The sequence below is a fragment of the Paenibacillus radicis (ex Xue et al. 2023) genome, from assembly GCF_024722015.1.
Lineage (GTDB): Bacteria > Bacillota > Bacilli > Paenibacillales > NBRC-103111 > Paenibacillus_S.
In genome coordinates this window covers 57,950-69,823 of record NZ_JANQBD010000023.1, presented here as the reverse complement: position 1 = coordinate 69,823, position 11,874 = coordinate 57,950, and the positions used below count along the sequence as shown (strand labels likewise).

At 47.2% G+C, this 11,874-nt stretch carries 11 protein-coding genes; 3 read left to right on the top strand and 8 right to left on the bottom strand.

What is annotated here, in order from left to right; translation table 11 throughout:
* Positions 1-148 precede the first annotated feature (148 nt).
* The 3 genes from pyrF (at position 149) to helD (ending at position 4,267) form a co-directional block, all read left to right on the top strand.
* Positions 149-886, top strand: a complete 738-nt coding sequence (gene pyrF, locus NV381_RS27405) for an orotidine-5'-phosphate decarboxylase (protein ID WP_308862333.1) — start codon at positions 149-151, stop codon at positions 884-886.
* 53 nt (positions 887-939) lie between these two features.
* Positions 940-1,596, top strand: a complete 657-nt coding sequence (pyrE, locus tag NV381_RS27400) for an orotate phosphoribosyltransferase (RefSeq protein ID WP_258216485.1) — start codon at positions 940-942, stop codon at positions 1,594-1,596.
* Between the two features lie 307 nt (positions 1,597-1,903).
* Positions 1,904-4,267 carry an RNA polymerase recycling motor HelD gene (gene helD / locus NV381_RS27395; protein WP_258216484.1) on the top strand — a complete coding sequence of 788 codons (2,364 nt, stop codon included), beginning with the start codon at positions 1,904-1,906 and terminating at the stop codon, positions 4,265-4,267.
* 111 nt (positions 4,268-4,378) lie between these two features.
* On the opposite strand, the gene NV381_RS27390 is transcribed toward helD, so the two are convergent.
* The 8 genes from NV381_RS27390 to proB form a co-directional block, all read right to left on the bottom strand.
* On the bottom strand, positions 4,379-4,924 hold the full coding sequence (locus NV381_RS27390) for a histidine phosphatase family protein (protein WP_258216483.1): 546 nt from the start codon (positions 4,922-4,924) through the stop codon (positions 4,379-4,381).
* Positions 4,924-5,466, bottom strand: coding sequence for a GNAT family N-acetyltransferase (locus NV381_RS27385; RefSeq protein WP_258216482.1), 543 nt, complete (start codon positions 5,464-5,466; stop codon positions 4,924-4,926). Before NV381_RS27385 ends, NV381_RS27390 begins: the two co-directional genes overlap by 1 nt.
* A gap of 191 nt (positions 5,467-5,657) precedes the next feature.
* Complete coding sequence (gene mtnB, locus NV381_RS27380) at positions 5,658-6,299, bottom strand: methylthioribulose 1-phosphate dehydratase (protein ID WP_258216481.1); 642 nt, start codon at positions 6,297-6,299, stop codon at positions 5,658-5,660.
* Positions 6,292-6,957: a 2-hydroxy-3-keto-5-methylthiopentenyl-1-phosphate phosphatase gene (locus NV381_RS27375; protein WP_258216480.1), complete on the bottom strand. Its 666-nt coding sequence runs from the start codon at positions 6,955-6,957 to the stop codon at positions 6,292-6,294. The genes mtnB and NV381_RS27375 overlap by 8 nt, the downstream gene beginning before the upstream one ends.
* On the bottom strand, positions 6,954-8,258 hold the full coding sequence (locus NV381_RS27370; protein WP_258216479.1) for a 2,3-diketo-5-methylthiopentyl-1-phosphate enolase: 1,305 nt from the start codon (positions 8,256-8,258) through the stop codon (positions 6,954-6,956). Before NV381_RS27370 ends, NV381_RS27375 begins: the two co-directional genes overlap by 4 nt.
* 53 nt (positions 8,259-8,311) lie before the next feature.
* Entirely contained in the window at positions 8,312-9,175 is an 864-nt protein-coding gene (gene proC / locus NV381_RS27365) for a pyrroline-5-carboxylate reductase (RefSeq protein WP_258216478.1), read from the bottom strand.
* A 51-nt stretch (positions 9,176-9,226) separates the two neighbouring features.
* Positions 9,227-10,507 carry a glutamate-5-semialdehyde dehydrogenase gene (locus NV381_RS27360; RefSeq protein ID WP_258216477.1) on the bottom strand — a complete coding sequence of 427 codons (1,281 nt, stop codon included), beginning with the start codon at positions 10,505-10,507 and terminating at the stop codon, positions 9,227-9,229.
* Positions 10,508-10,563: 56 nt separating this feature from the next.
* The gene (gene proB, locus NV381_RS27355) at positions 10,564-11,694 is read right to left on the bottom strand and encodes a glutamate 5-kinase (protein WP_258216476.1); all 1,131 of its coding nucleotides are present in this window, start codon (positions 11,692-11,694) and stop codon (positions 10,564-10,566) included.
* Positions 11,695-11,874: the final 180 nt, after the last annotated feature.

Sequence of the window (11,874 nt, the reverse complement as noted above, 5' to 3'; positions counted from 1 at the left end):
CGCAAATAGCCATCATTATAGATTAGCACAGCAGCCCTGTAACATATAAGGGACGCTGTGCTAATCCTCTGCTTGGGCCGCTTGACGGCAGGCTAAGCAAATCTTTAGGAAGTAGTTTCATAGAAATCTTGTAGGAGGCGACGATTAAATGACAGTTCAAACGAATGTGGCGGAACGTATTATGGTGGCATTGGATTACGCGGAAGCGGGAGATGCACGTAAGCTGGTCCAATCCTTACAAGGGATTCCTTGCTACATGAAGGTGGGAATGCAGCTCTTTTACAGCGCTGGTCCCCAATTTGTGCTCGATTTGAAGGAGCAGGGCTACAAGGTGTTCCTTGATCTGAAAATGCATGACATTCCTAATACGGTCAAAGGCGGCTCTGAGAGCGTAACAAGGCTTGGAGTGGATATGTTCAATATCCATGCTGCCGGAGGCAAAGGGATGATGGAGGCCGCTTTGGAAGGTGTCGACAAGGCACTCGCCGGAGGCGGGATTGCAAATGGAGGCTTAAAACCGATAGTCATCGGTGTAACACAGTTAACCAGTACGAGTCAGACCGTTATGAATGACGAAATTGGCATCGCTGGAACGGTAGAGGAGGCTGTAATTAGCTATGCGAAGTTAGCTCTAGCCTCTGGCTTGGACGGTGTTGTCGCTTCACCACTCGAAGTAACCCGGATTAAAGCTGCTTGCGGCTCCGGCTTCGTAACGGTTACACCTGGAATCAGACCTGCGGGAGCGTCAATCGGAGATCAGTCTCGTGTAATGACGCCGCCCGAGGCTTTTGCCCAAGGTACGGATTATGTGGTTATCGGTCGTCCGATTACGGCGGCAGACAATCCGCGTGCTGCTCTAGAGCAAATCATCGAATCGATTCAATAGTAAGCCTAGCTAGCATTGCCCCAGCCATTATTTTATCAAAGGAGAGATGTTCTATGAGTTCCCTTACTATTACGATCAATCCCCAGCTTTCTGAGAAAGTTGCTTCTGCCTTGCTGCAAATTCAAGCGGTAGCGTTGAGGCCGCAGCAGCCTTTCACCTGGACCTCTGGCTTGAAATCTCCAATTTACTGCGACAACCGTTTAACAATCTCTTATCCCGAAATTCGCGACTTGATAGCCGAGGGTTTCGTGTCACTGATCCGTGACAATTTCCCCGAAGCAGAAGTTATTGCAGGGGCGGCGACTGGCGGCATCCCTCATGCGGCTTGGGTAGCCCAAAAGCTGAATTTACCGATGGTATATGTTCGTGATAAGGCGAAAGGCCACGGTAAAGAAAATCTGATCGAAGGCGCAATTCAGCCCGGACAAAAGACCGTTGTAATCGAGGATCTGATTTCAACTGGAGGCAGCTCGTTGAAGGTGGCTCAGGCCGTCAATGACGTTGGTGCGAAAACATTGTCTGTACTTGGAATTTTCTCCTACCAGTTTGAAAAAGCGGCAGCGGCATTTAATGAAGCAGGGGTTCCATTCGAAACGTTGACCAATTATAGCGTACTTCTGGATGTAGCTTTGAAGCAAGGCAGCATACAACAGCAAGACCTGCAGGCCCTGCAAGCATGGAGATTGAATCCAAGTGAGTATGGGAAATAAGCATATATGGATGGCGGCATGCTAAAATAGAATATAAAAAGCCTTAGTCTTTTAACTTAAAAAGACTAAGGCTTTTTTTGTATGGATAAAACGGATTGTTAAAGACTGGTCGCAGCGAAAACAAAAATAACTTCCTGTTGATTTCGGAAGTTTGGGGTGTTAAAATAGGCATTGTCGTTTAAAAATATTAAAAAAATAAAAATCAAGTTTTTCCTACAATAACAATAACACATTGCGATCAGGTTGTCAAATTGGTTTTTAATTTTGCTGTTTTCGATTCACATCCCATTGAAAGAGAGGCGATTATATGAATGTGACCGAACTCGAATGGCGTTTAGAACAAGAGCGTGTGAACGAGGTAACTAATAAAATGGCTGGGCGCATGGATACATTGGAGCAAGAAGCAGGTCATGTTAGAACTGAAGTTGTAAATATCCGCAAGCATTTCTGGGACGATGTTAGCATCAATGTCAGCACTCACGAGGATAGGGCAGAGACCTATTCAAGCATGAGGCAGCAGGCAGAGGTATTATCGGAGCGCGAACGAAGCTACCGCCAAGCTGCAGCCGTACTCGGGAAGCTTCAGCGCTTGATTAAATCTCCTTATTTTGGGCGAATAGATTTTAAAGAAGAGGGTCAGGAGCTGGAAGAACGTATTTATTTGGGAATCGCCTCCTATTTGGATGAGGATGAACAAACGTATCTGGTTTATGATTGGCGTGCTCCCATATCAAGTCTTTACTACGATTATGGTCCAGGGTCAGCGGCATTTGAAACACCCGTTGGTGAGATCAGAGGGATTATGTCGTTAAAAAGGCAATTTATAATTCGCGACCGCAGCATCCGGCTAATGTTTGATACAGGTGTAACTATTGGCGATGAGCTGCTGCAGCAGGTGCTTAGCCGAAGCTCTGATGCCCAAATGAGAAGTATTGTCGCCACTATTCAGAAGGAGCAAAATCAAATCATTCGCAATGACCGAAGCCGTATGTTAGTGGTTCAGGGGGCAGCAGGCAGCGGGAAAACGTCGGCAGCACTACAGCGAGTAGCCTATCTCTTATATAAACATAGGGAAAATTTGCAAGCGGATCAAATGGTTCTATTTTCACCCAATCCGATGTTCAATAGTTATGTTTCCACCGTTCTTCCCGAGCTTGGTGAAGAGAACATGCAGCAATCAACGTTTCAAGAATATTTGGAGAAACGTCTCGGTACGCAATTTCAAGTGGAGAGCCCGTTCAATCAAATGGAGTATGTATTAACTGCTGCATTGGATCGTACTTACCTGGCGAGAATGAGCTCGATCCGATATAAAGCTTCTGCTGAGTATTTAGCGGCACTTGGGGGTTATAAGGAGTTACTGGAGAAGGAAGGCATGATCTTTAAACCAGTAAGGTTCCGTGGTCGTATAATTGCGTCTCAGAAAGCTATTGCTGAAAAGTTTTACTCGTACGATCCAGCTATACGTTTGCCTAACCGGGTTGTTCTGCTCAAGGAATGGCTGTTAAAAGAAATTGCCGCGTTTGAGGAGCAGGAATGGAAGGAGGGTTGGGTTGAGGATAGGATGGAGCTGCTTGAGCCTGAGGATTATCTTCGGTCCTATAAGAGGATGCGTCAAGCTCGGAAGGGTAAGGAGGATACGTTCGATGATTTCGATAAAGAGAAGGAACTGCTGGCCAGGTCTATTGTCAATGAAGAGCTGAAGCCGCTTCGCAAGCGGACCAAACGGCTCAGCTTCGTTGATGTACGTAAGCTGTATGCGCAGCTGTTCACTAATGATCAGCTATTTGAGCGTGTAGTCGGGACAGACGCCCTACCTGATTATTGGCAGGATATTTGCCGTGAGACTATAGCGCTGCTTGAGAAGTCGAAGCTTACCTATGAGGATGCAACCCCGTACTTGTACTTGCAGGAGTTGATATTAGGCTTCCAAACCAACACTTCCGTAAGGCATGTCATCGTCGATGAAGCTCAGGATTATTCGCCATTCCAGCTTGAATTTTTAAAGCGGCTGTTTCCGCGCTCAAGAATGACTGCGCTGGGTGATTTGAACCAGGCGATTTATGCGCATTCGTCAGCGCTGGCTGATATAGAGCCGCTAACGGCATTGTACGGTCCAGAGCAAACGGAGCTTATCCGATTGACTCGAAGCTATCGCTCCACACAGCAAATCGTTGAGTTTACCAGGGGAATGGTACCCGGAGGGGATTTGATTGAACCCTTCAACAGAAGTGGAGAGCGCCCGTTGGTTACGTCAGTGCTTGATTGTGCAAGTTTGAATGCTAAAGTCGCCTCTGATATAGAAGCCCTTCAGAAGAATGGTTACGAGTCGATTGCTGTCATATGTAAAACGGCTGCCCAAAGCCAAGAGTTATATGCTGAGTTAAGCGAGAAACTCGAGCTGAATTTGGTAACACAGTTCACTCCAACTTTCGAGAAGGGGACTCTGGTAATTCCAGCTTATTTGGCTAAAGGGGTGGAATTTGACGCGGTTATTATATATGACGCCTCTAAGGAGCAATATAGCCGTGAAAATGAACGTAAGCTATTCTACACCGCCTGCACACGTGCGATGCACCTTCTTCACGTTTATGCTGTAGGGGAGTTAAGTCCGTTTATCCTTACTCAAAATCCGCAAACGTATCAATTTGAGCCGTTTCCGGTTTCATAGAAATTGAGGTTAAACATGCGGAATAACTAGAGGTTGCATATGCACTCATGCTTGTGCCCCATCCGCGCTGGATTGGCATGAGTGCATAGAATAATGATCCGGAAGCTGTCACTACTTTTCAAATAAATAAAGCTTTCCATTTTCCGGAGTACTGAATTTAGGCCCACTGAAGCCTCTACGGATTAATTCCTTCCTCATATTCATCATCAGAGCTCCATGACTGACAATAAGGACATCCTCTTCAAACTCCGGCTTTAGAATATGATCCAGAGCGGCGTTTATACGGCTTTGAACATCCGCTTTATTTTCGGTTAAGCATTTATGGTTGATAAACCATGCGGTTCTAATTAAAATGGCCCATAGCATAAAAGGCAAGGGCTGATTAATCATTTTACTAAACAGGGGATAGTGTATCTCCCTTAAATCCTTCATAAATATAATTTCACCATTAAAAATGGTTTGGGCCGTTGCTGCTGCTCTTGGTAAATCACTGGAATAACAACGTTTCCACTCCACGCTGGACAAATCCGTTTGTCCAATTTCTATGTCACAGGTATCGTATTCATCAAACCATCGCGTCAGCTCTTCAGGAGAGATCCATCTTTTTTCCGGCAATTGCTTCAATACTCTAAAATGTCTTACTAAACCGATTTTCATTAGGGACGAATCCTTTCTTTAACATCAATCCAAAATCTTCGGATACAATTTCCATTTTCTTCAATAAACTCGGACTCGAATACACCGCCATTTTTCAGAATGGTCCTCTCGGAACCGGTATTTCCTTTATCACAAACAACGAGTACCTTTTGCAAGCCCAATTCAGCTGTTTGCTGCAAAGCCAAAGATAGCAGGAGGGTAGCGTATCCTTTGCGTCGCTCTGATGGGCAAATGCCGTATCCGATATGTCCGCCGCTGTTTAATAACTTCTCGTTTAAGCGATGACGAATGTTGACGGCTCCAACAACTTTATTCGCTGTATCCATTAACCAGTAGGTAGATGCGGGCACCCAGCCCTCAGGGAGCAGTTCTTCCTTAGCTTCTTCCGAAAGAAATTGAAGCATAGCTGGAAAATCAGTGGGGTCTTTACCAACAACCCAAGGCACTATGTTTTCTCCGCTGTTTATCCAGTCCTGATAGAAGGAAATGTAAGCATCCTGGTAATCAATAGACGGTTTAATTATATAGACTTGGCTGTCCATACGGTACGGTCCCTCATTTCTTTTGCAAGTAAATTTCTACCATAATAGCACAAGGGAAGGAAGCGAGCTATACCGTATTAAATTTTTTTGTAGCGTAAAAAATCCCCATACTTGATTAAAGACGACAGCTTGCACTGTTGAACATAATCAAAAGGGGATTTCAGAGAAACTATATATCCTGGATAACGGCGTTACTTTTTCAAAAGCTCAAGCCGGTACACATATTCGAACAAGAATTCAAAGGCTTCCAAATGGCGCTTCGCTTCAAATGCATTGGCGCCCCAAGCGTAAATTCCATGCTTGCGCAGCATGATGCCGGGAATACGAGGTACAATCGCTTTCTCGACCAATTCGGCGATACGTGGGATATCAGTATAGTTTGGGAGAATAGGGATTTCAATCTGAGCTTCCTCATCCCAAATATTGAAGCCTTTGATCAGTTCAACGCCATCAACAGGAATCGATTTGCGTTCCCAGAACAGCTCCGACACCAGATTGTTAAAAACAGTGTGCACATGAAAAATAGCGCCGCAGCCTGTAGCCCGATAAATTTCACAATGAATTAATGTCTCGGCGGACGGCTTCAATCCGGTAATGTCAGTGGGCTTTCCCTGCTCATTGACTAACAAAAAGTCGGAGGGGGTGTTGACGGATTTATCCTTGCCGCTTGCGGTTATAGCAAAAGTAAATTGTTCCGGTGTGAAGTCGCCTACCCTAATCGATAAATTACCGCTTGTTGCAGGAAACCATCCTCTTGCGGCAAGCGTTGTTTTAATGTCCCTTAGCTCGGAAAAAGCCTGCTGCTTCTCCTCCAGGCGAAGTGTTTCACTCATGCTCGTTCATCTCCTTTAGTCGTTCAATAACTTCGTGAAAATTTTCAAAAGGATAATAATTCAACCCCAGATCTTTGCATAGATCAATTAAATGGGAGCGGGCGAATACGGTATCTGCCAGCTTGGCTCCTTCAAAATCAGTTACGCTGTCGCCGATTAAAATCCGTTCATACTTATCGCTCGGGTATCCGCGGATGATGGTCGTTTTGCACATGCCGCAATTATTATGGCATTGATCGTCGCAAACATGCGGCCATACGATTTCAATATGACTCCCGCTAAAATCGCTTGCGTTGCAATAAATATTCTCTTTTACAATTGGAAAAGCATACAGTACGGGGTAAACAAAGAAATCAATTCCGCCGCTAGTTACAAGAAACGTGATGTTTTGTTGCTTGCAATATTCGAGCAGCTTGCTAAAGCCATCCCGAATCTTTACGTTGTTTATAGAGTAATCAATGACTTCTTGCTTGCGGGAGGTTGGCAGAAGAGCGAACATCCGGCCTACGCCTTCCCGAATCGAAATGGTTTTGGAAATCACCTGCTCGACAAGTACATCCCAGCCTGCAGGTTGAAAATGCTTCATGATTGCGACAATGTTATCATTAACGGTAATGGTTCCGTCAAAATCACAGAAGATGACCTGAGTGCGCTTCATTCCTTAATTCCCCACAGTTTAACAGCAGCTTGAAGCTCGGGATGCTGAGCATCGGCATATTGTTGAAGCGGGATTCCCGCTTGGCAAGCATCAATAGCTTGTCGGAAAGCTTGTCCACCTGCAATTGCCCCCATAGGATGGCCATGCACGCCTCCTCCGGCATTAACGATGACTTGATCTCCAAAGTCCTTCAGGATCAGCGGCACCAGTCCAGGATGTATGCCTGCGGAAGGGACGGGGAAGCTTGTTTTTAATGGCAAAGCAGTATCATTGGCTACAATTTCTTCGTTGTCGGCAGAATGTCCTGAACCGGTATATATATAACGGCTTGCTTGCTCTGTAAGCAGCACTTCCTTGATAGCCATATTTTCCTCACGCGGCATTACAACGGAGCCATATGGGGAAGGGAATAGCACAAGGTCGGCTCCTGCTAACCGCATCAGCTTGCCAAGCAGCACGTTTGCGGAAATACCGTGATATGTAGACGGATAGAAGGCTCCCGCTAGTGCTGGATGAGCCATAATAGGCACCTTGATGTCCGGATGGCGGCTAAGCTCGCTTAACGCATCGAAGCCGTACGCCAGCACGTTAAAGAGCAATGCGTTGGCCCCGTGAGCAATCGCTTTGCGGGCTTGGTCGATCAGGCCGAAGGTTGACCCTGTCAAGTTCACAGCGTACAGCAGCTCTTGTCCGGTTTCACGCTTGGACTGAGCGGCAGCCTCTATGCAGGCTTCAACCCGCTTTTCGATAGGGGTCAAAGGGTTCTCAAAAAGAATTTCATCATCCTTGATTAAATCAACACCGCCCGCGGCTTGCAGGTAGAATTGCTCGCGAAGCGCGGAAATATCATGCCCGATAACCGATTTGAAAATGCTCATAAGAAGAGGGCGGTCATGAACGCCTAGCAGATTGCGAACGCCCTGAATACCGAATTTGGGTCCCGGGAATGCGGAAATGAAATCCTGTGAAAAGGAAAGGTCGATCAGCTTGATCCTGCCGTCCATCGACAGCTTGCCGAAAACGGTGACGAGAAGGGCAGGAATGTCCCTGCTGAAATTAGCATCAGGGTAGGCAATTTGAATATCGGCGTAACGCTCAGAGGCGGTTCCACCTGTACCTTCCGGCTCATGTACATCAACGCGTACTACTTTACCGAGATGTTTTTCCATCTCGGCTTTTTTTGCTTCCGGCAAATCAGTCCAGCTTCCTACCGTTAGTCCAACAGCAATGCTGAGCGCTTTTTTGGCAAAATCGGCTTTTTCATCATAGCAGCGATAAGTCGCTACACAGTATGGATTCATCTCCATGTTCACCTGCTCTTTATCTATATTTTGAACAATTACAGTTTTGCTAACTAGCGGTTTGCCGCTTGCGCGCTGATGGCTTGGCCAAGCTCGCCTGCACGTTCTGCAGAGCGCAGAACGGCTTTAGTTACGCCTGAAGAGAAATCATGGCGGTCAAGTGTCTCCAGAGCTGCTTGAGTGGTACCGTTCGGTGAGGTTACCTTGCGACGCAAGTCTGCAGGGTCCTCGCCTGTCAGCTCAACCATTCTGGCTGCACCGAGCACGGTTTGCACCGTAAGCTGCTTTGCGGCTTCCGGCGTTAAGCCGCCACGTATGCCGCCCTCAATCATAGCCTCCATCATATAATAGATGTAGGCTGGTCCGCTGCCTGAGACTCCTGTAACAATGTCCAGCGAAGCTTCTTCAACAACGGAGACGATGCCTGTTGATGAGAACATGTCAGTTGCCAGCTTTTGCTGGTCCGCTGTAACGGAGGCTGTAAAGGATATGCCTGTAGCGCCAAAACCGATAGAGCTTGAGGTATTAGGCATGGTACGTGCAATTGGTTGGCCTGGTGCCCCGATTATATCCTCGATTGTCGATGTAGACAGCCCGGCAATAACAGAGACAAGCAGCTGCGAGGGCTGCAATAACGGACTTAAGGCTTTTAAACCTTCAACGGCATCCTTCGGCTTAAAAGCAACGATAACTACGTCGGCAGCTGTAATAGACTGATCTTTCTCTGACGACTCAACAGCATAGCTGACGCCATAACGCTGCTGCAATGACTGCAATCGGGAAACATCCTGACGATTTAGCATGGTAATTCTTGAAGGGTTGCCGTCCTGCTGCGAGGTCAAGCCGCGAACGATAGCTTCCGCCATTGAACCGGCGCCGACAAAAGTAATAGCTGCGTTGGATAATGTTAAGGACATAACCATGTGTCTCCTTTGGAATATCATTTCATGAATAATGGTAGGCAGAGCTTATCCGCGAATTTGCCCATTGCCTTTGATCATATATTTAGTCGAAGTTAATGCAGGCAGTCCCATAGGACCTCTGGCGTGAAGCTTCTGAGTGCTGATACCGATTTCTGCACCGAAACCGAACTCGAAGCCATCCGTGAAACGAGTGGAGGCATTATGATATACGGCAGCTGCATCTACCTCCTGCAGGAAACGTGCAGCATGATCTGCGTTTTCGGTTACAATGCATTCTGAGTGCAAGGTGCTATGAAGGCGGATATGCTCCAAAGCTTCATCAAGCTCATTTACGATTCGAATATTGAGAATATAGTCGTTGTACTCGGTATCCCAATCCTCGTCAGCCGCAGCTTTAATAACAGGTGCGAGTTCACGCGCCTTGGAACAGCCGCGAAGCTCAACATTAAGAGCGGTAAATTGGTCTGCGATGGAAGCAAGATGCTCTTGCGCAAAGCTCTGATGAATTAGCAATGTCTCCATAGAGTTGCAGACGGAAGGTCTTTGCACCTTGGCATTAATAGCAATGTTCAAAGCCATAGCATAATCAGCCGATTCGTCCATATAAGTATGACAAATCCCGGCGCCTGTTTCAATGACAGGTACGGTTGCATTTTTTACAACATTTTGGATTAATGAATGTCCGCCTCGTGGAATCAGCACATCCAGCAGCCCATTAAGCTTCAGCATTTCGTCGACAGAGGATCGGTTAGGATCCAATATGATTTGGATGGCTTCAGCTGGGACATCGGATCGGGAAAGTGCCTCGTGCAGCACCTCAACAACGCGTTTGTTAGACGAGAGGGCTGAAGAGCCGCCACGCAGAACGACTGCGTTGCCGGTTTTCAAGCAAAGTCCTGCAGCGTCTACGGTCACGTTCGGACGCGCTTCATAAATAATGCCAATTACACCGATTGGCACACGCAGCTTGCGGATATGAAGACCGTTAGGGCGGGTTACCTCCTCTAATAGGTCACCAATCGGATCAGCCAGCTCAACGACTTGACGCAGGCCTTCAGCCATTGCTTCGATCCTTTGCTGGTTTAAAGCAAGCCGGTCCAGCAGCGACTGGCTGGTTCCGTTCTCTTTGCCGCGCTGCAAATCCTCAGCGTTTGCCTCTATTATTGAAGGCGCTTCGGCAATGAGGGCGTCGGCCATCAGGAGCAGCGCTTTATTCTTTTGATCCGTTGAAAGCAAGCTAAGGCGTGGAGCTGCGAGCTTGGCTAAAGTAGATTTTTGAACAACCTCACTGGCGATAGTTTTTGATTGAGTTTGAGCGGATTCCATTACCGATTCCTCCTTGGAAAATGGGATAAATATTATTGTACTTAGCTAAGCTGCTGCTATTCGTTTATTTGCTTGCCGGCGGTGAGTGTGATCCATTCATCACGATGAATAACTTCCATTCGCTGGACTTCAATACGCTTCTGAACTTCTTCGGTGCTTAAACCGGCTACTGCCTGCAGCTGCCACGTGGAGTAATTGACTACACCGCGTCCGATGATCTGCTGGTCAGAGCTGACGACCTCTACGACATCTCCCGGATGGAAATCACCGCTTACTTCCTTGATGCCTGCTGGCAGCAGGCTTCTGCCACCTAATACAAGCGCTGTTTCTGCGCCTTGATCCACGGTTATTTGCCCCTGAGGCAGCGAGTGGAAGCCGAGCCATTGCTTCTTCATGGGAAGATTGTGCTCTCTTGTATCGAAGTAGGTTCCTTTACCTATGCCGTGAACAGCCAAATCAAGGTCGCCGTCTTCAGCCACACGGCCTACAAATACGGGCACTCCGCCTCGCATCGCAATACGGGCTGCTTCAATTTTGGAGCGCATTCCGCCTGTTCCGACAGAGGAGCCAGACCCTCCTGCAATACGGTACATTTCTTCATCAATCTCTGAAACACGGTCTATACGCAAAGCGTTGATGTTTTTTCGTGGATCCTCCGTATATAATCCATCCGTATCGGTAAGAATCACGAGCTGCCATGCACGGACCAGATTGGCAACTAAAGCAGATAGTTTATCATTGTCACCGAATTTGAGCTCTTTCAGCTCATCAACGGCTACCGTGTCGTTCTCATTGATTATTGGAATAATCCGGTGCTTAAGCAGCTCCTCAATGGTCATTGAGGCATTATGAATTCGTCTGCGGTTGGAGAAGTCATAGCGAGTCAACAATATTTGCGCAACCCCAACCTGATGGGCGGCAAAAGCTGCATGATAAGCTTGCATGAGCAGCGCTTGACCGACGGATGCCGCAGCTTGCTTTTCATGAACATTTTTGGGTCGGCTGGCATAGCCCATTTCCCGAAAGCCGGCGGCCACTGCACCGGATGTAACTAGCAGTACTTGAAAGCCTTGATGCTGAAGCTTGGAAAGCTCTGAGGCAAAAAAGGCGAGCTTATCACGGTTGAGCCCACCCTCATCCGAGGTTAAGGAGCTGCTCCCGATTTTGACAACGATGGTTTGCTGCATGGCAGGTTCACTTCTTTCTATAACGAGTATCCTGAAAAACACAAAAAGCCCTCGTCCTATAAGGACGAAAGCTTGAACTTCCGCGGTACCACCTTAATTGATGATAAATCATCCATCTTATAAGCCTTTGGTAACAGCAAGGCAGCCGTCCAGCTCGTCACTGGCCGTTCCGGGGCAGGT

What these genes read in the sequence shown, in the direction of transcription:
- proC (WP_258216478.1), bottom strand. Translation starts at nt 9,175, where the DNA reads ATGTCCTTAACATTATCCAACGCAGCTATTACTTTTGTCGGCGCCGGT.
- NV381_RS27360 (WP_258216477.1), bottom strand. Translation starts at nt 10,507, where the DNA reads ATGGAATCCGCTCAAACTCAATCAAAAACTATCGCCAGTGAGGTTGTT.
- mtnB (WP_258216481.1), bottom strand. Translation starts at nt 6,299, where the DNA reads ATGAGTGAAACACTTCGCCTGGAGGAGAAGCAGCAGGCTTTTTCCGAG.
- NV381_RS27375 (WP_258216480.1), bottom strand. Translation starts at nt 6,957, where the DNA reads ATGAAGCGCACTCAGGTCATCTTCTGTGATTTTGACGGAACCATTACC.
- pyrF (WP_308862333.1), top strand. Translation starts at nt 149, where the DNA reads ATGACAGTTCAAACGAATGTGGCGGAACGTATTATGGTGGCATTGGAT.
- NV381_RS27370 (WP_258216479.1), bottom strand. Translation starts at nt 8,258, where the DNA reads ATGAATCCATACTGTGTAGCGACTTATCGCTGCTATGATGAAAAAGCC.
- helD (WP_258216484.1), top strand. Translation starts at nt 1,904, where the DNA reads ATGAATGTGACCGAACTCGAATGGCGTTTAGAACAAGAGCGTGTGAAC.
- NV381_RS27390 (WP_258216483.1), bottom strand. Translation starts at nt 4,924, where the DNA reads ATGAAAATCGGTTTAGTAAGACATTTTAGAGTATTGAAGCAATTGCCG.
- proB (WP_258216476.1), bottom strand. Translation starts at nt 11,694, where the DNA reads ATGCAGCAAACCATCGTTGTCAAAATCGGGAGCAGCTCCTTAACCTCG.
- pyrE (WP_258216485.1), top strand. Translation starts at nt 940, where the DNA reads ATGAGTTCCCTTACTATTACGATCAATCCCCAGCTTTCTGAGAAAGTT.
- NV381_RS27385 (WP_258216482.1), bottom strand. Translation starts at nt 5,466, where the DNA reads ATGGACAGCCAAGTCTATATAATTAAACCGTCTATTGATTACCAGGAT.